This is a genomic window from Ciceribacter thiooxidans (genome assembly GCF_014126615.1).
Classification (GTDB): Bacteria; Pseudomonadota; Alphaproteobacteria; order Rhizobiales; family Rhizobiaceae; genus Allorhizobium; species Allorhizobium thiooxidans.
In genome coordinates, this window is sequence record NZ_CP059896.1 from 1,642,238 (window position 1) to 1,663,314 (window position 21,077).

Genomic DNA, 21,077 nt, shown 5'->3' on the forward strand with positions numbered 1-21,077 from the left:
CTCCTCAGTAGCGCGGGCTCAGGCGGACGATCGCCGCAAAGCGCAGCCAGTCCTTGTCTTCGGCGGGAGTCCATGCCGCCTCGGCGACCGCCGGCAGACGCGGGAAGACCAGGTGGTTGAAATAGTCGCGATTGAGGAAGTGCTCCGACCAGATGCAGGCCTGCACGCCGCGCATGCGCGGTTTCAGTGCTTCCGGAAACTCGCCGACGGCCTCGTATGTATAGGTGTGGTGCGGCGGCACGGTTCCGGCCCAGCTCGCGCCCGGCTCCTGCCATTCGCTCGCCTGCACCATGTCGAGGTAATAGGCCTGACCCGGCGTCATCACCACGTCGTAGCCCTGTCTTGCGAGTTCGAGGCCGACCTCGGGCTTCTGCCAGGCCATCAGGAGCGTTCCCGCCGGATCGACGCCGCCGCCGTGGGAGACCTCGTCCCAGCCGGCAAGGCTCCGCCCACGGTCGGCGAGCATGCCCTGAATGCGCTTCATGAAGTAGGATTGCAGCCCGAACGTACCCTCAATCCCTTCCCGCTCCATGAGGCTCCGGGCGAGCGGCGAGGCCATCCAGGTGTTCGCCGCGACCTCGTCGCCGCCGATATGGATGAGCTTCGACGGGAAGATGCCGACCATCTCGTCGAAGACCTTGCCGAGGAACTCATAGGTCCGCTCGATCGCCGGGTTGAGGGCGTTGTTGGGATAACCCTGCACGGAGCGATAGCTGTCCGGCGCCTCCTGCCCGTCGTTGAGGTCGGGAAGTGCCGCCAGTGCCGCCGTGCTGTGGCCGGGTATGTCGATCTCCGGCACGACCTCGACCGCGAGTGCGTCGGCGTGGGCGACGACCTCCCTCGCCTCGTTCTGCGTGTAGAAGCCGCCGACCGGCTCGGCGCCGTTTCCGAGTTGCGGCAGTAGCGGTTCATCCGGACCGCGCAGCACGCCGACGGTCGTCAGTTCGGGAAAAGCCTTGATTTCGAGCCGCCACGCCTCGTCATCCGTCAGGTGCCAGTGGAAGATGTTCATCCGGAGCCAGGCAAGGATGTCGATCAGCCGCTTGACGTCGGCGACCGGATAGAACTGGCGCGAGACGTCGAGATGACAGCCACGCCAGCCATAGCGGGGCGCGTCCGAGATCGTCCCCGATGCCGGGAAACGGAAGGTCCCGGGCTTCGTCCGCGCGCCGTGGAGGAGCTGGGCGAGCACCGTCAACCCGTACTGCCGGCCCGGCGCATCGCCGTAGCGCAAGGTGACCGCGTCGGCTCCGAAGGTGAGCTCGTAGCCGGACGGCGCGACCCCGTCCTGCCTTTCGAAGCGCAGGGCGCGGCCCTCGTGAACCGGCGCCAGTGCAAACGGTACATGGGCAACCGAATAGAGCCGCCGGAACAGGGACAAAACGGTCTCGATCGCCCGCAATTCATCGGGCGTGGCACCTGCCGCGGGATGAAGCGCGACGGGGACGGTTTCGCCGGCGGTCAGCGACACCTTCGCCGGCCAGGGCAGGATTGAGAAGGGTTCCCTCACCTCGCCTTCAGGCAGCAATTGCGGCGCCGGCTCACTGTGGCGGCCCTCCAGCATAAGGTCGCCGACCTCGACGGCATGATGGCTGCCGTCGCCGAGCGTCAGGTAGGCCGATTTCGCCCCGTCCGTCCTGTGGCGTGCCGGGCGCAGCAGGCCCTCGACGGTGAAGCGCCAGGATCTGCCCGGCGCCAGCGAGAAGCCCGCCGGCGGTGCATATTGATGGAAGTTGGCGTTGCGCTTCAGGAAGGTGGCGTTGCCGCAGGCCGGGGCGTCGTTGACGCGGGTGAGCGAGGTATAGGCGAGCTCGAAATCCGTGATCGCCTCTCCGGAAAGATTGACCAGCGTGAAGACGAAGCCGCCGCCTTCCTCTCCGGCCATCGGATACCAGGCGTTTTCGAGACGGAATTGGGCTGTGGCCATCATGCGTTCCCCTTCGGTCTTTGCTCAGTAGTGCGGCGATTGCGAGAAGGTGCCGGCGAGTTCGGTCTGGCCGGCCGTCAGGCCGCAGTCGACGGCCAAGCAGACGCCGGTGATTGCCGCCGCCTGGTCGCTCGCAAGAAAGAAGACGGCGTTCGCCACGTCGGCAGGGTCGACGATGCGGCGCAACGGATACCAGCGCTTCGCTTCCTCGAAGACCTGCGGATTGGCGGCGGCGCGCGCCTCCCAGGCGTGGGTGCGCACGGTGCCGGGCGCGACCGCGTTCGCGCGGATACCGAACTTTCCATATTCGACGGCGATCAGCTTCGTCAGATGAATGAGGCCAGCCTTGGCGGCGCTGTAGGCGGGATGGCCGTAAACCGCGAGACCGTTCACCGAGGCGATGTTGACGACCGATCCGCGGCTCTCCTTCAACGCGCCCTCGAAAGCCCGGAAGCAGAGGAACGGCGCTTCCAGGTTAAGCGCGCTATCCTTCCGCCAGATCTCGCCGTCGGTGTCGTGCAGGCTGACGGCGCGCGCCGCGCCGGCATTGTTGACGAGCGTTCTCACCCGGCCGAGCCGGGCCGCGCGGCTGGCGGCATCGGCGAGGCTCTCCTCGCTGGTGACGTCGCAGACTGCGGGGACCATACGCTCCGGCGCTCCCGCACTCTCGACCGCGTCCCGCAAAGCCTCCGCATCGATGTCGAGAAGCACGACAGCGTCGTGGCTTTCGGCGAGCCTTGCAGCGATCGCCCGCCCGATGTCGCCGGCCGCACCCGTCACGACGGCAACGGAGCGGTTCACAGCTGCGCACCGCAAAGGCAGGAAGACGAGCGGATCGTGGACAAGGCTAATCTCCCAGAGGTTGCCGGTCATCGCCGTCGCGATGTTCGACCAGTTGCTGCTTGATGTGACGCAAGGTGATCTGCGAGGTCTTGCGATTGCGGTAGGCGACGAGGCTTGCCAATACATCGACAATGGCGAGATAGGCGAAACGGGTCGATGTCGGACGGAAGATGTTCTCTCCCTCCGGCAGGTCGATGCCGATAACGATCTCGGCGGCGCGCGCGACGGGGCTGTCACTCTGCGTCAGAGCGATCGTGGCGATGCCGTTCTCGCGGGCGAGATTGAAGCAGCGCACGAGCTCGCCGTTGCGGCCGGAGAGCGACGAGCCGATGATGACGTCGTTCGAACGGGCCGCCGCCGTCATCATCAGCTGCATGGCGTGGTCGTTGCTGACCGTCACCCGCACGCCGAGCCGGAACAGCCGGTTCTGGATCTCGCCCGCGACCATCGAGGAATTGCCACCGGAGCCGAAGGCGTAGAGCATCTCGGCCCGCGACAGCCTGTCCGCGGCCTTTTCCAGCATGTCGGCGTCGAGCGCCCGGTGAACGAGGTAGAGCGCATTCTGCGCCTTGGTGATGACGTCGGCGGCGACGTCCGCCGGCTTCGTGCTTTCTGCTTCCGGATTGAGGTAGCGCACGCCGACATAGGCGGTGCGGGCAAGGTTCACCTTGAAATCCGCAAAGCTCTGGCAGCCGAGCCTGCGACAGAAGCGCGTGACCGTCGGCGGCGAGACCTCGGCGCGCTCGGCAAGCTCGATGATGGACGCATTGACGGCGAAATCGAACTGGTTGAGCAGGATATCCACGATACGCTGCTCGGAGGGCGAAAACTGCCCCGTTTCTTCCTGTAATGTCGCGAAAATGTCCACCGCAGCCCCTTCCCCGCTTCCGAACGCTATTTTGAAGGGTTGTAGGCTATGCAGTCGATCTCGACCTTGCAATCGACCATCATGGAGGACTGCACGCAGGCGCGGGCCGGCGGATGCTCGCCGAAATACTGCTGATACACCTTGTTGAAGCTCCAGAAATCCCGGGGATCGTCGAGCCACACGCCGCAGCGCACGACGTGCTCGACGCCGTAACCGGCCTCATGCAGGATGGCGATCAGGTTGGCGATCGCCTTGTGGGTCTGCTCGACGATGCCGCCCTGGATAATCTCGCCGTTGTCCATCGCGACCTGGCCGGAAACATGCAGCCAGCCATCGGCCTCGACGGCGCGCGCAAAAGGCAGGCCCTGCCCGCCCGCACCGGATTGCCCACTGCCGTAGCGCCTGACTGTCATCGCCCACCTATGCAAATTGTTTTCATGATTGATTGACAAATCAGCATGGAAAACCGATTTTGACCAGAGGAAATCGACCATTATGAAAAGAATTTCGACATGAGCACATCGCGAGATCCTTACAAGAATCCGTTCGCGGCCTCCGACGCGGCGCGCCACTCGATCTGGGACATGCTGGTTGCGCGGGATATCGATGCGTTCCTCTCCGCAGACTGGTCGATGGTCGCCGGCGATTTCATCGAGGAAGGCTTTCTCGGCATCAGCGGCAATCGCGAGACGAACCCCGACCGCTGGACGCTCGCCTTTCCGACGCTCGCTGCGTATCGCGACGAGTGGCTGCGGCAGGCGCACGATTTCGCCGGCAAGACCTATGGCGAAGACCCGCGCACGGCGATCTTCCGCACCACCCGGCTCGAAGAGATCGAGATCACCGGCGAAACGGCGCTGGTGCGCAAGAAGTTCGACGGCGGCATCCGCATGACCGACGGCGGTCTCGACGTCATGAAATGGCAGACGCTCTATTACTGCCGTCTGCACGACGGCCGCTGGAAGATCAGCGGCTTTACCGGTTATCTGCCCTATCCCATGGGGTGAGGCTCTCTTCTCACGACACCGAAGGCCATCGTCTTGCGCATCTTCACCGCCGCCCTTGCAACTGAAACCAACACCTTCTCGCCCATCTGCATCGACCGGCGCGCTTTCGAGGATTCTCTTTACGCCCCACCCGGCACGCATCCGCAGACGCCGACGCTCTGCACCGCACCGATCACCGTCGGCCGCCGGGTTGCAGCCGGGAAGGGCTGGACGCTGATCGAGGGAACGGCGACCTGGGCCGACCCCGCCGGCCTCGTCAACCGCGCGACCTATGAGGGCCTGCGCGACGAAATCCTCGACCAGTTGCGGGCGGCGATGCCGGTCGACGCCGTGGTGCTTGGCCTGCACGGAGCCATGGTCGCGGCCGGCTACATCGATCCGGAGGGCGACCTTCTCACGCGCATCCGCGAGATCATCGGGCCGGACGTGCTGCTTTGCGCCGAGCTCGACCCGCACAGCCATCTGACGGCAAAGCGCGTGGCGGCGGCCGATTTCTTCGTCGTGTTCAAGGAGTTCCCGCATACGGATTTCGTCGCTCGCGCCGAGGATCTGTGGAGGATAACGGTCGATGCGCTGGAGGGCCGGGTGAAACCGGTCATGTCCGTGTTCGATTGCCGGATGATCGACGTCTTTCCGACCTCCAGGGAACCGATGCGCTCCTTCGTCGACAGACTGATGGCGATCGAGGCGGAGGACGAAGATGTCCTGTCGCTCTCCGTCATCCACGGCTTCATGGCCGGGGACGTACCGGAACTCGGCACGAAGATGATCGCCGTCACCGACGCGAAACCCGAGAAAGGCGCACACCTCGCCCGCGAACTCGGGCTCGAACTCTTTTCGAAACGCGGCACGTTCATGATGCCGCAGATCGACGAGAAGGAGGCCGTGAGCCGGGCGCTTGCTGCCACCCGCGGCCCGGTCGTCATCGCCGATATGTGGGACAATCCCGGCGGCGGCACCGCAGGCGATTCGACGGTGATCGTGGAGGAGCTCCTTTCGCGCGGCGCGACCGACGTGGCCGTCGGCATGATCTGGGACCCGATCGCCGTCCAGCTCTGCATGGCGGCCGGTGAAGGGGCGGAAATCCCCTTGCGTTTCGGGGCGAAATCCGCGCCGGGTACCGGCAATCCCATCGACGGGCTCGTCGAGGTCGTGCGCGTCGTGCCGAATGCCGAAATGCGCTTTGGCGAGAGCGTGGCCCCCTTCGGGGACGCCGCACACATCCGCCTTGCAGGCATCGACATCGTGTTGAGCAGCGTCCGGGTGCAGAGCTACGATCCGTCGCTTTTCACCGCACTGGGCATCAATCCGCAGAGCAAGCGCATCCTGGTGATCAAGTCGACGAACCACTTCTACGCCGCGTTCTCGAAGATCGCGTCGGAAATCCTCTACTGCTCCGCCGGCTCCCCCTACCCGAACGACCCGGCAACCAATCCCTACCGGCGTGCGAGGCGCGACATATGGCCGATGACGGCCGATCCGCACGGCGCCGAGGTCGCATGAGATCGGCGCCAGCCGGCACTGACGGTCGTCGCCCACGGCATGGTGTGGTAGCCTGTCGCGCGTGCGCGACCGCGACTGTCTCGCATCGGGAGGAGAAAAGGCATGGTTGCATTCGAAGGAGAGTTGCGGAAGGCGCCGCGGCTGCGCGGCGGCTGCATGTGCGGGGCCGTCACCTACGAGGTCGCGGACAATTTCCTCTACGCGATCAACTGCCACTGTTCGAAGTGCCGGCGGACCACCGGTTCGGCCTTCAAGCCGATCGCCGGCGTTGCGGTCGAGGATTTCGAGGTTACGGCCGGTACGGACAACCTCTTCCGGCACGGCGATCCGGACGGTATCCACGACATGCATTGCCGCACCTGCGGTTCTCTCATCTATTCGTGGATCGCCGAGCGCGGTACCGTGAAGGTGCACCTGCCGATGGGCACGTTGATCGACGTTCCTTCGATCCGGCCGGCGATGCACATCTTCGTCGGCTCGAAGGCGCCATGGTACGAAATCACCGACGACCTTCCCCAGTACGAGGGTTTTCCGACTGAGTGAACTGTCCGGGCGTCATTCCGCAGCGGTCACGGCGGCCGGCAGCTCGAACCGGCGCCAGTCGATACGCCGCTCCAGCGCACGCCCCGAGGGATCGAAGAGGTGACAGTCCGCCGCCATGATGCCGGTCAGCATCGGCTCGTCGGCACGGATCGGTGCCGAGCCCGGCAAGAGCGCGCAATAGGGTTCACCGGAGGGCAGGCTCGCATAGGCGACCGTATTGATGCCGAGCCGCTCGATCACCGACGGCACGACGCGGATGGCGAGGTCGCCGGCAGCAAGAGTCGTATGCTCCGGGCGGATACCGAGCGTCAGTGTCTCGCCGACGAGACCGGCCGGCGCTTCGACGGCGATCGTCGCCGACTGCCCTTCATAGGAAATCATGACCCCGTCCTCGCCGACCGCGGTGCAGGTCACGGGCACGAAGTTCATCTTCGGATTGCCGATGAAGCCGGCGACGAAAAGGTTCTGTGGCTTGTGATAGAGTTCGAGCGGCGCGCCGACCTGCGCCACGTCGCCGGCGTTCAGCACGACGATGCGGTCGGCCATGGTCATCGCCTCGACCTGGTCATGGGTGACATAGATCATCGTCGCCTGAAGGTCGCGATGCAGCTTGGTGAGCTCGATCCGCATATCCGAGCGAAGGGCTGCATCGAGGTTCGAAAGCGGCTCGTCGAACAGGAAGATCTTCGGCTCCCGGACGATCGCCCGGCCGATCGCCACGCGCTGGCGCTGGCCGCCGGAGAGCATGCCCGGTCGCTGCTCGAGCCGCTGTTCGAGCTTCAGGATCGTCGCGACCGCCTCAACCTTCTCGCGGATCATCGCCTCCGGCATCTTTTCGACCCGCAGCGGAAAGGCGATGTTTTCGAACACCGACATGTGCGGATAGAGCGCATAGGACTGGAAGACCATGGCGATGCCGCGCTCAACCGGCGGCCTGTCATTGACCCGCTCGCCATCGATGACGATATCGCCGCCGCTGGTGTCGTCGAGCCCGGCGATCATGCGCAGAAGCGTCGACTTCCCGCAGCCGGAAGGACCGACGAAGACGACGAACTCTCCGTCACCGATCTCGAGCGAAACGCCCTTGATGACTTCGAAATGCCCGTAGGACTTGACGACCCTGTTGAGATTAAGCTGACCCACGTCCCTGTTTCTCCACGCTGCCGGCGTCCTGCGTGCGGGTGCCGGCCGTTCCTGCGAAAGCGAGGTCGCGGGCTTTCGCCCGCGACCGTCTTGCAGCTTACTTGTACTGGTCGAGTTCGGCGGCGGCCTTCTTCAGGGCATCCGCGGGTTCGGCCTTGCCGGTCACGACCGACTGCACCATCTCGATCATCACGTTCTGGAAGCCGCGATAATCGGTGAACAGCGGTTCCGGGCCGCCATAGGTAATGCCGTCGATCAGCGGCTTCCAGTAAGGATCCTTGGCGACGAACTCGTCGACCTTCGGGCCGGGACGCAGCGGCGTGAGGCCGGCACCGCCCTGCAGCTCATATTCGCCCTGCGGACCGGGAGAGGTGATGAACTTGGCGAACTCGGTCGCCTTGTCCTCGACGCCCGAACCTTTGAAGACCACGAGACTGTCGGTAATCAGCAATGTCCCCTCACCCTTGGCCGAAGGCCCGAGCGGCAGAGGCGCGATGCCCCAGTTGATGTCGCGCTCCTTCAGAAGAGCGGCGGCTCCCGAGCCGGACTGAATCATGCCGACCTTGCCGTCGAGGAAGATCGCGCGGATCTCGTTCTGCTCGTAGGCGGTCGCGCCTTCGACGGAATAAGGGGCGATATCCTTGTAGGCCTGGAGCGCGGCCAGCACTTCCGGGCTGTCGATGACGATCTTGTCGCCGTCGATCACCTTGCCATTGTTGGTGTAAACCCAGTGCATGAACTGGTGCATCGTGTTGTCGAAGGTCTTCGCCGGCAGGCCGTAACCGGCGATGCCAGTCTTCTCCTTGATCTGCTTGGCAAAGGCGATCTCTTCGGCCCAGGTCTTCGGCGGGGTTTCCGGATCGAGGCCCGCCTGCTTGAAGAGATCCTTGTTCCAGTAGAGGACCTTGGTGGAAAAGGCGATCGGCACGCCCCACTGGGTGTCGTCGAAGGTGACGGTGTCGACGATGTTCGGATAATAGCTCGCCTTCTCCTCGTCGGTCATCGGCACCGGAACGATCATGTCGTTCTCGGCGAATTCCTTCAGCGTCCGCGAACCGACATAGGCGAGGGCTGCCGGAGAGCCGGAAGCGGCGAGCGTCGTCGCCTTGTCCTGGCACTGCGCCCAGCCGACGACTTCCGGAACGACCTTGTAGCCGGCGTTCTTTCCTTCCCATTCCTTGATGTACTTCTCGTGGATCGGGTCGATCTTGTCGCCGCAATAGATCCAGCTGATCTCCTGGTCGGCAGCAAGCGACGGCAGTGCCGAGCCGGCGAGCAGCACCATTGCGCCGGCGAGAATGCTAAAAGTCCTTTTCATCTGCGGTTCCCCTTATTTTGACAGGTTGGTCTTCGGTATTTCAGATGTGCAGGTCGTCTCCTACTTGACGGCGCCGGCGGTGAGCCCGCTCACTAGGTAGCGCTGCAGGAAGAAGATCACGATCAGCGCCGGCGCTATGCCGACGAAGCTTGCGGCCATCAATTCGTTCCAGACCACCTCCTGCCGCCCGAAATAGGCAAAGAGCCCGATCGGCAGCGGCATGTACTCGGTCTTGGAATTGAAGGTCAGCGCGAAGATGAACTGTTGGGCATAGGCGCCGATGAAGGTGGTGATGGCGACGACGGCGATGCCGGGTGCGGCAAGCGGCAGGACCACCCGCCGGAAGGTGTAGAAATAGCCGGCGCCGTCGACATAGGCGGCTTCCTCGAGCTCCCTCGGGATGCGCATCATGTAGGTCCGCAGCAGCCAGATCGCCGTCGGGATCAGGAAAGCGGCGCCGGGGACGATCATCGCGAGATAGGTGTTGAGGACGCCGAAGGAGCGCATCAGCCGGAAGAGCGGGATGAGCAGAACGGCGCCGGAGAACATGTTGACCGCAAGGAAGGCGCCAAGCAGCGGCCCCCTGCCCCGGAAATCGAAGCGCGCGAAGGCATAGGCGGCCGGGACGACGAGCAGCAGCACGACCAGGGTCGCCACGCCGGAAATGAAGAACGAATTGAAGATGTAGCGGGCAAAGCCCGGCACGCTGACCCACATGGTGCGGTAGGCCTCGAAGGAACCGTTCTCCGGCCAGAAGCGGTATGGCGAGGAGAAGAGCTGGCTGAGCGGCTTCAGCGAAACGAGGAAACCTTCGACGAAAGGTGCGAGCACGAAGGTGAGGAAGATCGCGATGCCGGTATAGATGCCGGCGATCTCGTACCACCGGTAGCGGTTGATCATGGAACTCGGCTGTCTCATCGCTTCTCTCCGACGGCAAGGCGGCTGGTCACGCGGAAGTAGGCAATGCAGAAGATCGACAGGAAGATGCAGATCAGCACCGCGCGGGCAGCGCCCTCCCCGTACTTCTTCGACCCGATCGCCGTGCGGTAGGTGTCGATGATCATCGTCGTCGTTTCGCCGGTCGGTCCACCCTGGGTCAGGATCCAGATGATGTCGAAGGAATTGAAGGTCGAAATCAGCGAGATCATCGACATGGTGATCATTGCCGGCAGCAGCAGCGGCAGGGTGATGCGACGGAAGCGGTAGAAGCGGCCGGCTCCGTCCGTCCAGGCGGCTTCGTCGAGATCCTGCGGAATGGCCTGGATGGCGGCGAGCATATAGAGCGTCACCATCGGCACGCCGATCCAGACGTCGGTGAAGATCGTCGCCCAGAAGGCAGTCGAACCGTGGGCGAGAAAGGCGACCGGTCCGTCGACGAAGCCGAAGCGTTGCAGCAGGCCCGAAATCATGCCGAACTGACCGTTGTACATCCAGCCCCACATGAAGATGCCGATCGCCATCGGCACGATCCACGGCGGCATGGTCAACACGCGAAAGATTGCGCGGCCCGGCACCGCGGTATTGAGCATGGTCGCGCCGAAGGTGCCGATGACCATCTTGATCGTCACCGAAAAGAACGTCCAGACGAAGGTTCGCAGGATCACTTCGGCAAAGGTCGCGTTGAAGATCTTGTCGTAATTTACCCAGCCGACCCAGTTGGTCACACGCTTCAGCGAAGCGTCGGTGAACGACAGGATCACGGTGTCGACCAGCGGATAGGCGACGATCGTCGCGACATAGAAGACCGCCGGCGCGAGCAGCAACCAGGCAAAGATGATGGCGCTTCGTCTGGCCTGCATGGCGAACCTCAGGCGGAACGGGCGGCGAGCGGAACCTCGCGCCCCTGAAGACAAGCATCAAACGTCGCCCAGACCGGCGCGAGGTCGATCACCTTGCGGCCAAGCCGTGCCTCGTCCATCGCCAGCGCCAGGATGCCGGCCTCGAGCGCATCGATGGCCGAAACCGGCTGCGGCCGCCCCTCTTCGACGAAGGCCAGCACGTCGGCCGCCATCTGCTCGTCGGCACCGTAATGCTGCGACTCGTCGGACGGCGCCGTGTAGGTGTTGGCGACCGTCTTCTCGTTGGTGCGGGCATCGTGGACGTTCATGTAGCCGCGGACGAAATCGCCTTCGGCCATGCCTTTGGAGCCGATCACGCAGAAGCGACGGAACTGGTCCGGCACGTTGAGATTGGTGTGGAAGGTCATCGAGGCACCGTTCTCGTATTCGACGATCGCGGTCTGGTAGTCGATGATGTCGGCGTCGCTGTCGAAGACCCGGTCCGACCCCATCCAGCCGCTCGGCTTGCGATGATAGACTTCGAGATCGTTGGCGCCGGTGGCCGCCGGCGCGTTTTCCGGCACAAAGCTCTTGCGACCACCGAAGCTCGCCACGAACCGCGGGCGCGCACCGACGACACCGTTGTAGAGATCGAGATCGTGGCAGCATTTTTCCAGCATGAAGCCGCCGGCGTAGCGTCCGTAACGACGCCAGTCACGCATGAAGAAGGCGCCGTGATAGGGCTCGATGTGCTCGGACGCCTCTATCGACACGACCTCGCCGAGACGCCCCTCCGCCTGCGCTCTGCGCAGGTCGCGATAGAGCGGCGAATAGCGCAAGACGAGGCCGACCAGAAGTCGGTCATGGCCGTATTTCGCCAGCAGCGAGGCGAGCGCATAACTCTCCTCTATCGACACGACGATCGGCTTCTCGGTGAAGACGGTCAGCCCGGCCTCGAGACCGATGCGGATATGTTCCAGATGGAGGTGATTCGGCGAGCCGATCATCAGAAGGTCGAATTTCTCGCCCGCGATCAGCGCCTCGGGGCTGGGATAGGAGCGGCCGGACGAAATGCCGCGCTGCTCGAGCGCCTCCAGACCGGCGGGCGCCGGATCGACATAACCGACGATCTCGAAATCCGGATCGATCTCACTGAGGATTCGTCCCAGATAGCCGAGACGGAATCCCAGTCCGATGACGGCGACTTTCATGACTTCGTTCCCTGTTTATGCAATTACTTTTCATAGACTGCGCCGACTTGCTATGTCCGTCAACTCTGAATGGAGTCCGCGCAGATATTCGTGAAAGTTGTTTTCATCCGGCAAACCCTCACCTGCTTTACTCTTGTGTGCCGCCTATTTTGCGTGGCGCCCGCCGGAATGGTTAATATACAATACCAAATAGAGCCCAATCGTCTACCGTATGTGGCCACATTTTGTTTCCCAGATGCGTAATTAGCTGATTTTGCTCAAAACTTTCTTGTCGATGATGACATTTTGGTAACATCTAGCAAAACCATTTGCCGCAAAGGTCCTTAGTTGGTATTGTTCGGGTCCCCGCAACTTGAAAGGCGCCGATGTACGCTGCGACGATTTCGACCTTGGCCGGCAATTGGCGCTTGTTCCCCACCGACGCTTGGGGCACACACCGATCATGAGCGAGACACTTCCCCTTGAGCAGTTGCAGAGCGTTCGTGGCGGCCCCCTCTATGTGCGGCTGAAGAAGATGATCCAGGACGCGATGTCTTCGGGTCGGCTGAAACATGGCGACGCCCTGCCCGCGGAACGGGACATCGCCGATGTCGCCCAGATCAGTCGCGTGACGGTTCGCAAGGCGATCGACGATCTCGTTGCCGAGGGGCTTCTGGTGCGGCGGCGGGGCTCGGGTACGTTCGTCGTTGCGCCGGTGCCGCGGATGCAGCAGCCACTCAGCCAGTTGACGTCGTTCACGGAGGACATGCGCCGGCGTGGCATGGTGGCGGGCTCGATCTGGATCGAGCGCGGCCTCTTCTTTCCGACGCCTGAGGAAACGATGATGCTGGGGCTCGTCGGAGGTGCGCGCGTCGCACGCCTCGTCAGGGTGCGGACGGCAAACGAGATGCCGATCGCATTCGAACGCACGAGCCTGCCGGACGACATCCTGCCGAACCCGGAGGCAATAGAGGATTCGCTTTACAAGCTGCTGCTTTCGCGCGGGTTCCGTCCGATCCGGGCCAACCAGCGCATATCTGCGGTCGTGCTGACGGACGACGAGACGAAGATACTCGGCATGCCGCCGGGTTCGGCAGCACTCGCCGTCCAGCGTATCGCTTATCTCGAATCCGGCCGCGTCATGGAAATGTCGCGTGCCCTCTACCGCAGCGATGCCTACGACCTCGTCGCCGAACTGACGATCGGCTCCCCCTAGAACACCAATTCCGGACGAACTGATGCCGACAAAGATGCGAGAGGAAATCAACGAGATCCCGGTTGCCGCGGCGCGGCTTCTGGAACGCTCGGCAAACGATATCGCAGCGGCCGGCCGCGCGCTCCGCGAGCGCGACCCGCGCGTCGTCGTGACCATTGCCCGGGGTTCGTCCGACCATGCGGCCCACTTCCTGAAATACGCGGTAGAACTGGAGCTCGGGCTGCCCGTCGCCTCGCTCGGCCCGTCGCTTGCCTCTATTTACGGCGCGCCGATGAAACTCGGCCGGGCGGCCGCCTTTGCCGTCTCTCAATCGGGCGCGAGCCCCGATATCGTCGCGATGGCCGAGGGAAGCCGGACCGGTGGTGCGCTGACGCTCGCGCTCGTCAACACCGTGCCCTCGCCGCTTGCGCGTGCAGCATCGCTTGCAATCGATATACAAGCAGGGCCGGAGATCGCCGTCGCGGCGACGAAATCCTTCGTCAATTCGGCCGTCGCGGGGCTTGCGATCATAGCGGCCTGGAGCGGCAGTGCCGAACTCGGCCGGGCCGTCGCGGAACTGCCGGGCCGCTTGGAAGCCGCGCTCGGCCTCGACTGGGCGGGCATGCTCGAACCCTTGTCCAGAACGGACTCGCTCTACATGCTCGGCCGCGGCCCGACGCTCGCGATCGCTTCCGAGGCGGCCCTGAAATGCAAGGAAACCTGCGAGCTCCACGCCGAGGCCTATTCCTCCGCGGAGGTTCTGCACGGTCCCGTCTCCCTGGTTGAGCGGGATTTCCCCGTCGTCGCCTTCGCCGCACGGGACAAGGCGGAAACATCGATCGCCGGGACGGTCTCGGCGCTCGCCGCGAAGAATGCCGCCTGCTTCATCACCTCCGGCGCCGCCGCGGGCGCCCACGCCCTGCCCTTCGTCGCGACGGGTCATCCGCTCACCGATGCGCTGGCGCTCGTCGTGCCTTACTATGGCTTCGTCGAAGCCCTGTCGCGCGCCCGCGGCTTCGATCCAGACAAACCGGCGGCGCTCAAGAAAGTGACCGAGACCAGATGAGCACGCCCCTGTTCATCACCGCGAGCCGCATTTTCGACGGCGAGCAGTTCCTGACCGATACCGGGCTCATCGTCGAGGAGGGCAAGGTCACGACCCTGCTGCCGGCGACGGAACGTCCCGCCGGCTGCCGGCTCCTCATCCTCGATGACGCAACGGTCGTGCCGGGTTTCGTCGATCTTCAGGTGAACGGCGGCGGTGGCGTGCTCTTCAACAACGCGCCGACGCTCGATGGCATCCGCACCATCTGCAACACCCATGCCCGTTTCGGCACGACATCACTGATGGTGACGCTGATCACCGATACGGCGGACGTCCGGGGACAAGCGATCGAGGCGGCAGCGGAAGCGGCAGCGCAAGGTCTGCCGGGCTATCTCGGGCTCCATTTCGAAGGACCTCACCTGTCGCTCGCTCGCAAGGGCACGCACGACCCCGCGCTCGTTCGTCCGATGACTGGCGAAGACCTCGCGGCATTGGTCGCCTGCGGCCGCCGGATCGGCCACGCCATGACGACGGTGGCGCCGGAGAACGTGACGCCGGCACAGGTGCGGGCGCTGGTCGACGCCGGCTTCAGAGTGAGCCTCGGCCATACCGATTGCAGGACGGCCGACGTCGGAGCCTACGTGGAAGCCGGTGCAAGCCTCGTCACGCATCTCTTCAACGCAATGAGCCAGCTCGGCAACCGGGAACCCGGGCTTGTCGGTGCCGCCCTTTCCGAAGGCGCGTTCCATTGCGGCCTGATCGCCGATGGCTTTCACGTCGATCCGGTGACGATGGGCGTGGCGCTGAGGGCGAAACGCGGCCCCGGACGCATCTTCCTCGTCACGGACGCCATGTCGAGCATCGGCAGCGACGAGACCGGTTTCGAACTCAACGGGCGCCGGGTCTACCGCCGCGACGGCCGCCTGACGCTCGCCGACGGCACGCTGGCTGGCGCCGACATCGACATGCTGGCCAGTGTGCGTCGCGCGCACCGGATGCTCGACCTGCCTCTCGAGGAAGCCCTCAGGATGGCGAGCGCCTATCCGGCGGAGGCGATCGGAGCCGTTTCGAAGGGCCGGCTTGTGCCCGGCTGCGACGCCGACTTCATCGTCCTGTCGCCGGATCTCGACCTCCGTTCCACCTGGATCGACGGCGAATGTGTCTACGACGCAACGGCAGCCGGAAACGCCCGATGATCGTCTGCTTCGATATCGGCGGAACCGCGATCAAGGGCGCCGTCGCGACCGGTCCAGACGATATCAGTCAATTTCCGCGCATTCCGACCCCGGCGAGCGATTTCGACGCCTTCGTCGCGGCGCTGCGCACGGTGATTGACGCGGCGGGCGGTCAGCCCGACTGTATCGCACTCTCGATCGCCGGGATCATCGATCCTGACACTGGATGCGCCGTCGTCGCCAACATTCCCTGCATTCACGGGCGTCCGCTGGCCGCCGACCTCAAGGCGGCGCTGAAGCTCCCGGTGGTCGTTGCCAATGACGCGGACTGCTTCGTTCTGGCGGAGGCCGGGCTGGGCGCCGGGCGCGGCCATAGGGTCGTGTTCGGCGTCATCCTCGGCACCGGTGTCGGCGGCGGTCTGGTCATCGACGGCAGGCTCATCAACAGCGACGGCGGCTTTGCCGGCGAATGGGGACACGGCCCTGTTGCAGCGACCGAGGCCGGAAATCCGCCAGTGCACCTGCCGCGGTTCGCATGCGGCTGCGGACAGAAGGGGTGCATCGACGCGACCTGCAGCGCACGCGGGCTGGAAAAGCTGCACAGCCACATTCACGGTGTGACGCTCACGAGCGAAGAGATCATCGAGGACTGGTCGAAGGGTGACGCCGCAGCTGTCCGGACGATCGACGTCTATGTCGACGTGATCGCAAGCCCGCTGGCGCTCGTCGTCAACGTGACCGGCGCCACGATCCTGCCGGTCGGCGGCGGGCTCTCGAATGCCCGTGCCCTGCTTGCCGCCATCGATGACGCTGTTCGGGGGCGCACGCTTCGCCGTTTCTCCCGGCCGATCGTCGTTCCGGCCGAGTGCCGCATGGAACCCGGGCTGATCGGCGCGGCACTGCTAGGACTGAATGCCGCCACGGCGGCTGGTTAGGCGCATCACCACCGCATCCGGGCCCAAGTCTACCATTACCGATATTTCATTATGGCTTGTAACCGTCTTGTGCGACACACGATCGTCAGTCGTCGCGGGCATGTCGCGTCGCGGTATTTGATTTCGGTCAATCCCTGCGCGCGGAAATTGTCCGATACCGATCGAAGATATTTCGGAACTGTGTGCGATGGACGGAAGATGAACGACATCGGGGAAAGGCCGGCGCCCGACGCCGGGCAGGCTGAACTGGCGAAATTGCTGGAGAGCTCGCGCACCCGCGGCGGCAGACGGTGGCTGTGGCGCGGCCTCGCCGTCGCCGTGGTCGCGGCGCTTGGCGTCGGCTATTACCTCTACAGCAGCCAGCCGACGACCTATAGCTATACGACCGCCGAGGCGAAGAAGGGCGATCTGACCGTCATCGTCACGGCGACGGGTTCGATCGAACCGACGGTCAGCGTCGAGGTCTCCAGCGAGCTCTCCGGTACCGTTCGCGACGTTCTGGTCGATTACAACAGCCCGGTGAAGAAGGGCGAGGTGGTCGCGCGGCTCGACACTGCGAAACTTCAGGCCGACGTGAAGAGCGCCGAGGCAAAGCTACTGTCGGCGAAGGCGACAGTCGCCAAGGCGGAAGCCGACCAGAAGTCGGCGAAGGTCTCGCTCGACCGCCTCACCAGCCTGGTCGGCAACCGTGTCTCCACCCAGCAGGATCTCGACTCGGCCCGCTATACCTACGAGGCCGCCGTCGCGACGGTCGAAAGCGCAAAGGCCGACGTCATCTCGGCGGAGGCCTCGCTGGATCTCGCCAAGGTCAACCTCGCCAAGGCGACCATCGTGTCGCCGATCGACGGCATCGTTCTCTCGCGTGCCGTCGACCCCGGTGCGACGGTCGCCGCCTCGCTCGAGGCGCCGAAGCTCTTCACCATTGCCGGCGACCTGAAGGAAATGGAACTGCAGGTGGATATCGACGAGGCGGATGTCGGTCAGGTGGCGGTCGGCCAGACCGCAACCTTCACCGTCGACGCCTTTACTGACAAACGCTTTCCGGCCGAAATTACCGAAATCCGCTATGCCTCCGAAACGGTGAACGACGTCGTGACCTATATGGGCATCCTGAAGGTTAGAAACGACGAGATGTTGCTGCGGCAAGGGATGACCGCAACGGCCGACATCGTGGTCCAGTCAATCAAGGATGCACTCCTGATTCCAAACGCGGCCCTGCGCTACACGCCGCCGGAAACGCTGACAGTGAAACCCGGAAGGAGCAGCGGCGTGTTCAGCATGTTCCGCCCGCCGCGGATGGGTTCGCTCACCACGGCAGAGCCACAGGGCAGCGAACGCACGATATGGGTGATGCGCAACGGCGTAGCAACCGCCGTCAACATCGAGATCGGCGCCAGCGACGGTCAGAACACGGTCGTGACCAAGGGTGAGCTCGCCGAAGGTGATCTCGTGATCACCGACGCGACGGCTAAGAACGGTTGAGCGGAGCGCACGATGGCGACAGCGCCCCTCATCGAGTTCCGGCAAGTCGCCAAGCTCTACGGCAGCGGTGAAGCGACGATCCGTGCGCTCGACGGCATAGACCTTACGATCCGGAGCCACGAATTCGTCGCCATCATGGGACCCTCCGGGTCCGGCAAATCGACCGCGATGAACATTCTCGGATGCCTGGACGTGCCGAGTTCGGGGCACTACCTATTCCAGGGGATCGACACCACGGGCTTTGACCGTGGCCAGCACACACTGTTGCGGCGCTACATGCTCGGCTTCGTCTTTCAGGGCTTCAATCTTCTCGCGCGTACCTCTGCGATCGAGAATGTCGAACTGCCGCTGGTCTATCGCGGCATGGAAGCGCGTGAGCGGCGCCGGCTGGCGCAGATCGCGCTCGAACAGGTGGGGCTCGCCGGCCGCGAACACCACACGACACAGGAGCTTTCCGGCGGCCAGCAGCAGCGTGTCGCGATCGCCCGCGCAATCGTCACCAGCCCGGCGGTGCTGCTGGCGGACGAGCCGACCGGCAACCTCGACACGAAGACCAGCCGCGAGATCATGGAACTGATCACCGGGCTCAACCGCGAGCGGGGCATTACGGTGATCATGGTGACCCACGAGGAGGACATCGCCGCCTATGCGGGGCGCCACCTGCGTTTCGTCGACGGCCGCCTCGACCATGACAGCGCGAGCAGCGGAGCCGAGTCCCATGTTCTATGAAACGGTCAAGCTCGCGCTGCGGGCGATCAGCCGCAACCTTCTGCGATCGTTCCTGACGGTGCTCGGCGTCGTCATCGGTGTCGCTGCGGTCATCGCCATGGTGACGATCGGCAACGGCACGACGGCGCAGGTGACCGCCGAAATTTCCAAACTCGGCACTAATCTGCTTTTCGTGCGGCCGGGTCAGTTCGGCCCCGGCCGCGCCAGCACCTCCGCCAAGAGCTTTACTCTCAGAGACGTCGAGGCGATCCGGAGCCAGATCAACGGGCTCCAGGCGGTTGCCCCGGTCAACCAGTCGAGCCAGGTCGCAATCTTCGGCGGCGAGAACCACACGACGACCGTCGTCGGTACGGGAAGCGACTATTTCACCGCCATGGACTGGAGCTTTGCCGCCGGCCGCGCCTTTCTCTCGACGGAGGAACGCGGCGGCCAGGCGGTCTGCGTCATCGGCAATACGGTCCGCACCGAGCTCTTCGGCTCGACACCGGCGCTCGAACAGAAGATCCGCGTCGGATCGGTGTCCTGCGACGTCATCGGCATCCTCAACAAGAAGGGCCAGAGCGGTATGGGCTCCGATCAGGACGACATCATCGTGATGCCGATCAAGGTGTTCCAGCGGCGTATCGGCGGCAACACCGACGTCTCGAGCATCACGCTCTCGGCGCGTGACGGGGTCTCGACCACGAAGGTGCAGGCGGATGTCGAGCGCCTGTTGCGCGAGCGGCGCAAGATCATCGCCGGACGCGAGGACGATTTCTCGGTCAACGACATGACGCAGATGGCCTCGACGCTCACCGGCACGACGACGCTGATGACGGGGCTTCTGGGTGCGGTCGCCGCCGTCAGCCTGCTGGTCGGCGGCATCGGCATCATGAACATCATGCTGGTGTCCGTCACCGAGCGCACGCGCGAGATCGGCATTCGGCTGGCGATCGGAGCGCTGGAAAGGCAGGTGCTGCAGCAGTTCCTGGTGGAGGCCGTGACGCTGTCGCTTTCCGGCGGCATCATCGGCATCCTGCTCGGCCTCGGGCTCGCCTACGGCGCCGTCACCCTTCTCCACGTGCCCTTCGTCACCAGCCCGGCGGTGATCGCCCTCGCCTTCATCTTCTCGGCGGCGATCGGCATGATCTTCGGCTACTTCCCCGCCCGCCGCGCCGCGCAGATGAACCCGATCGAGGCGCTCAGGCACGAGTGATGTTATTGGTGGAGGACCGGGTCAATCCCTCTGAAGCACACGATCGAAGAACGAACGGACGGGCGACCGAAGCGGCGATGACGCTACGTTCGCCTTGGTCGCTTTCTGGGCTTGCTGCTCCTTGTCCAGCCGATTAAGTTCGGCGACGTCGTGCTGCAAAAGGAGTCCGGTGAGGACCGGATGATCCCAGATGGTTGCTCCCACAGGCGCCTGCAAAGGTGCATAATCAAGTGGAAAGGCCTCCACCAGCCTATCCTCGTCGAGCAGCCTCGGCTCCCAGGCTGCGTCGATCGCACGCATCAAAGCCGCCCAGTCCGTCTCCCGATCTGTGGGTTGTCCGTAGACGGGCAGGCGTGCCATCCCGAGGCCGGCGTAGAGATCGACAACGCGCAAATCCAGTCCGCAGTCTTCCGACAGTTGTACCTCCGACAAACCCGAGAAGCGCAGGTCGGTGGCGAAATGCAGACAGGGAATGCCGAAGCTTTCCGCGAAGACCATTCCGTGCAGGCTGGTCGAGACGATCCTCTCGCAAGCGAGAATGGTGTCGATCTTTTCCCTTATCCCCTGCACCCCGATAGGCGAGACGGTGTTGATCAGACAGATATCCTGCTTCAGTTCGTCGGGAATGCGGTAGCGCGCCAGCGTCTCGCGGATGTGGGCCTCGGCCTCGCGGTCCGTGAGCTCGGAAAGATGTACGATCACTCCGAGCTTCCACTTCTTTTCAATCGGTGGAGCATAGAAGCGTGGCAGCAACCAGACCGGATCGCCGTAGACACCGCTGGGCGGCCTCCCGCCCGTCAGCAGGCGTTCGGATACCGGACCGCGGGTCGCGAGCACGCGGAAATCCGACCCCGGCGGAACCGTGAACGGCACGCGCTCCCCGCTGCGAGCGGCAGGGTTTACCCATGGCGAACATCCGGTTCCCCAGAACCAGACCTCGCCGCCCAAAAATCCATGTCCGATCGTCCCCACGCAAGCCATGCGCAGGCTGGCCGACTTCGAGGGGCGACGCCGGACGTCCCTGCCAGACAGCAGGGCAACCATCACCGGGCTGAGAGCATCGCCGATATTCAGGTAGTCCATGCTCGCGGTCGAGCCGGCCCAGGCGAGCGGCACATATCCCTCGGATCGAACGAAAGCCGCCAGGTTGCTTTTCTTCATGTCGCGCGCCTCTCCATGATCTCCGCCGAGCAGAGCTTTC

Annotated in this window: 20 protein-coding genes; 10 read left to right on the plus strand and 10 right to left on the minus strand. The window is 64.1% G+C overall.

Annotated features, from left to right (window positions below; translation table 11 throughout):
- Positions 1-4 precede the first annotated feature (4 nt).
- From H4I97_RS07780 to H4I97_RS07795, 4 genes are read right to left on the minus strand one after another with little or no spacing between them, the layout of a single operon-like run.
- Positions 5-1,927 (minus strand): beta-N-acetylhexosaminidase, encoded by a 1,923-nt coding sequence (locus H4I97_RS07780; RefSeq protein WP_182307326.1) that lies wholly within the window; start codon positions 1,925-1,927, stop codon positions 5-7.
- A gap of 24 nt (positions 1,928-1,951) precedes the next feature.
- Positions 1,952-2,728 (minus strand): SDR family oxidoreductase, encoded by a 777-nt coding sequence (locus H4I97_RS07785; RefSeq protein ID WP_244658765.1) that lies wholly within the window; start codon positions 2,726-2,728, stop codon positions 1,952-1,954.
- Between the two features lie 46 nt (positions 2,729-2,774).
- The gene (locus tag H4I97_RS07790) at positions 2,775-3,638 is read right to left on the minus strand and encodes a MurR/RpiR family transcriptional regulator (protein ID WP_182307328.1); all 864 of its coding nucleotides are present in this window, start codon (positions 3,636-3,638) and stop codon (positions 2,775-2,777) included.
- A 26-nt stretch (positions 3,639-3,664) separates the two neighbouring features.
- The gene (locus tag H4I97_RS07795; protein ID WP_182307578.1) at positions 3,665-4,051 is read right to left on the minus strand and encodes a RidA family protein; all 387 of its coding nucleotides are present in this window, start codon (positions 4,049-4,051) and stop codon (positions 3,665-3,667) included.
- A gap of 99 nt (positions 4,052-4,150) precedes the next feature.
- Between H4I97_RS07795 and H4I97_RS07800 the strand changes: the two genes are divergently transcribed.
- The 3 genes from H4I97_RS07800 (at position 4,151) to H4I97_RS07810 (ending at position 6,691) form a co-directional block, all read left to right on the plus strand.
- A complete protein-coding gene (locus H4I97_RS07800) occupies positions 4,151-4,645 on the plus strand; it encodes a hypothetical protein (RefSeq protein ID WP_182307329.1) in 495 nt (164 codons plus the stop codon).
- 33 nt (positions 4,646-4,678) lie between these two features.
- A complete protein-coding gene (locus H4I97_RS07805) occupies positions 4,679-6,148 on the plus strand; it encodes a M81 family metallopeptidase (RefSeq protein ID WP_182307330.1) in 1,470 nt (489 codons plus the stop codon).
- Between the two features lie 102 nt (positions 6,149-6,250).
- The gene (locus H4I97_RS07810) at positions 6,251-6,691 is read left to right on the plus strand and encodes a GFA family protein (RefSeq protein ID WP_244658739.1); all 441 of its coding nucleotides are present in this window, start codon (positions 6,251-6,253) and stop codon (positions 6,689-6,691) included.
- A gap of 12 nt (positions 6,692-6,703) precedes the next feature.
- Here H4I97_RS07810 and H4I97_RS07815 read toward each other — a convergent pair whose 3' ends face one another.
- The 5 genes from H4I97_RS07815 to H4I97_RS07835 form a co-directional block, all read right to left on the minus strand.
- Positions 6,704-7,834, minus strand: a complete 1,131-nt coding sequence (locus H4I97_RS07815; protein WP_182307331.1) for an ABC transporter ATP-binding protein — start codon at positions 7,832-7,834, stop codon at positions 6,704-6,706.
- A 97-nt stretch (positions 7,835-7,931) separates the two neighbouring features.
- Positions 7,932-9,119 (minus strand): ABC transporter substrate-binding protein, encoded by a 1,188-nt coding sequence (locus H4I97_RS07820; protein ID WP_378143298.1) that lies wholly within the window; start codon positions 9,117-9,119, stop codon positions 7,932-7,934.
- 93 nt (positions 9,120-9,212) lie between these two features.
- The gene (locus H4I97_RS07825) at positions 9,213-10,070 is read right to left on the minus strand and encodes a carbohydrate ABC transporter permease (RefSeq protein ID WP_182307333.1); all 858 of its coding nucleotides are present in this window, start codon (positions 10,068-10,070) and stop codon (positions 9,213-9,215) included.
- Positions 10,067-10,951, minus strand: coding sequence for a carbohydrate ABC transporter permease (locus H4I97_RS07830; protein WP_182307334.1), 885 nt, complete (start codon positions 10,949-10,951; stop codon positions 10,067-10,069). Before H4I97_RS07830 ends, H4I97_RS07825 begins: the two co-directional genes overlap by 4 nt.
- Before the next feature lie 8 nt (positions 10,952-10,959).
- The gene (locus tag H4I97_RS07835; protein WP_182307335.1) at positions 10,960-12,141 is read right to left on the minus strand and encodes a Gfo/Idh/MocA family protein; all 1,182 of its coding nucleotides are present in this window, start codon (positions 12,139-12,141) and stop codon (positions 10,960-10,962) included.
- 442 nt (positions 12,142-12,583) lie between these two features.
- Between H4I97_RS07835 and H4I97_RS07840 the strand changes: the two genes are divergently transcribed.
- The 7 genes from H4I97_RS07840 to H4I97_RS07870 all read left to right on the plus strand — a co-directional run bounded on the left by H4I97_RS07840 (position 12,584) and on the right by H4I97_RS07870 (position 19,876).
- Positions 12,584-13,336 carry a GntR family transcriptional regulator gene (locus H4I97_RS07840; RefSeq protein ID WP_182307336.1) on the plus strand — a complete coding sequence of 251 codons (753 nt, stop codon included), beginning with the start codon at positions 12,584-12,586 and terminating at the stop codon, positions 13,334-13,336.
- Between the two features lie 22 nt (positions 13,337-13,358).
- Positions 13,359-14,381, plus strand: coding sequence for an SIS domain-containing protein (locus H4I97_RS07845; protein WP_182307337.1), 1,023 nt, complete (start codon positions 13,359-13,361; stop codon positions 14,379-14,381).
- Entirely contained in the window at positions 14,378-15,556 is a 1,179-nt protein-coding gene (gene nagA, locus H4I97_RS07850) for an N-acetylglucosamine-6-phosphate deacetylase (protein WP_182307338.1), read from the plus strand. Before H4I97_RS07845 ends, nagA begins: the two co-directional genes overlap by 4 nt.
- Positions 15,553-16,470, plus strand: coding sequence for an ROK family protein (locus H4I97_RS07855; protein ID WP_182307339.1), 918 nt, complete (start codon positions 15,553-15,555; stop codon positions 16,468-16,470). The genes nagA and H4I97_RS07855 overlap by 4 nt, the downstream gene beginning before the upstream one ends.
- A gap of 198 nt (positions 16,471-16,668) precedes the next feature.
- On the plus strand, positions 16,669-17,952 hold the full coding sequence (locus tag H4I97_RS07860) for an efflux RND transporter periplasmic adaptor subunit (protein ID WP_182307340.1): 1,284 nt from the start codon (positions 16,669-16,671) through the stop codon (positions 17,950-17,952).
- Between the two features lie 12 nt (positions 17,953-17,964).
- Complete coding sequence (locus H4I97_RS07865) at positions 17,965-18,681, plus strand: ABC transporter ATP-binding protein (protein ID WP_182307341.1); 717 nt, start codon at positions 17,965-17,967, stop codon at positions 18,679-18,681.
- Positions 18,671-19,876 carry an ABC transporter permease gene (locus H4I97_RS07870; RefSeq protein ID WP_182307342.1) on the plus strand — a complete coding sequence of 402 codons (1,206 nt, stop codon included), beginning with the start codon at positions 18,671-18,673 and terminating at the stop codon, positions 19,874-19,876. Before H4I97_RS07865 ends, H4I97_RS07870 begins: the two co-directional genes overlap by 11 nt.
- Positions 19,877-19,897: 21 nt before the next feature.
- Here H4I97_RS07870 and H4I97_RS07875 read toward each other — a convergent pair whose 3' ends face one another.
- Positions 19,898-21,037, minus strand: a complete 1,140-nt coding sequence (locus tag H4I97_RS07875; protein WP_244658740.1) for a polysaccharide pyruvyl transferase family protein — start codon at positions 21,035-21,037, stop codon at positions 19,898-19,900.
- Positions 21,038-21,077 lie beyond the last annotated feature (40 nt).

Excerpts from the sequence above, each read along its gene's own strand:
- H4I97_RS07825 (WP_182307333.1), bottom strand. The coding sequence starts at position 10,070 with ATGAGACAGCCGAGTTCCATGATCAACCGCTACCGGTGGTACGAGATC.
- H4I97_RS07800 (WP_182307329.1), top strand. The coding sequence starts at position 4,151 with ATGAGCACATCGCGAGATCCTTACAAGAATCCGTTCGCGGCCTCCGAC.
- H4I97_RS07840 (WP_182307336.1), top strand. The coding sequence starts at position 12,584 with ATGAGCGAGACACTTCCCCTTGAGCAGTTGCAGAGCGTTCGTGGCGGC.
- H4I97_RS07870 (WP_182307342.1), top strand. The coding sequence starts at position 18,671 with ATGTTCTATGAAACGGTCAAGCTCGCGCTGCGGGCGATCAGCCGCAAC.
- H4I97_RS07830 (WP_182307334.1), bottom strand. The coding sequence starts at position 10,951 with ATGCAGGCCAGACGAAGCGCCATCATCTTTGCCTGGTTGCTGCTCGCG.
- H4I97_RS07780 (WP_182307326.1), bottom strand. The coding sequence starts at position 1,927 with ATGGCCACAGCCCAATTCCGTCTCGAAAACGCCTGGTATCCGATGGCC.
- H4I97_RS07810 (WP_244658739.1), top strand. The coding sequence starts at position 6,251 with ATGGTTGCATTCGAAGGAGAGTTGCGGAAGGCGCCGCGGCTGCGCGGC.
- nagA (WP_182307338.1), top strand. The coding sequence starts at position 14,378 with ATGAGCACGCCCCTGTTCATCACCGCGAGCCGCATTTTCGACGGCGAG.
- H4I97_RS07865 (WP_182307341.1), top strand. The coding sequence starts at position 17,965 with ATGGCGACAGCGCCCCTCATCGAGTTCCGGCAAGTCGCCAAGCTCTAC.
- H4I97_RS07835 (WP_182307335.1), bottom strand. The coding sequence starts at position 12,141 with ATGAAAGTCGCCGTCATCGGACTGGGATTCCGTCTCGGCTATCTGGGA.
- H4I97_RS07795 (WP_182307578.1), bottom strand. The coding sequence starts at position 4,051 with ATGACAGTCAGGCGCTACGGCAGTGGGCAATCCGGTGCGGGCGGGCAG.
- H4I97_RS07845 (WP_182307337.1), top strand. The coding sequence starts at position 13,359 with ATGCCGACAAAGATGCGAGAGGAAATCAACGAGATCCCGGTTGCCGCG.
- H4I97_RS07820 (WP_378143298.1), bottom strand. The coding sequence starts at position 9,119 with ATGGTGCTGCTCGCCGGCTCGGCACTGCCGTCGCTTGCTGCCGACCAG.
- H4I97_RS07860 (WP_182307340.1), top strand. The coding sequence starts at position 16,669 with ATGAACGACATCGGGGAAAGGCCGGCGCCCGACGCCGGGCAGGCTGAA.
- H4I97_RS07875 (WP_244658740.1), bottom strand. The coding sequence starts at position 21,037 with ATGAAGAAAAGCAACCTGGCGGCTTTCGTTCGATCCGAGGGATATGTG.
- H4I97_RS07855 (WP_182307339.1), top strand. The coding sequence starts at position 15,553 with ATGATCGTCTGCTTCGATATCGGCGGAACCGCGATCAAGGGCGCCGTC.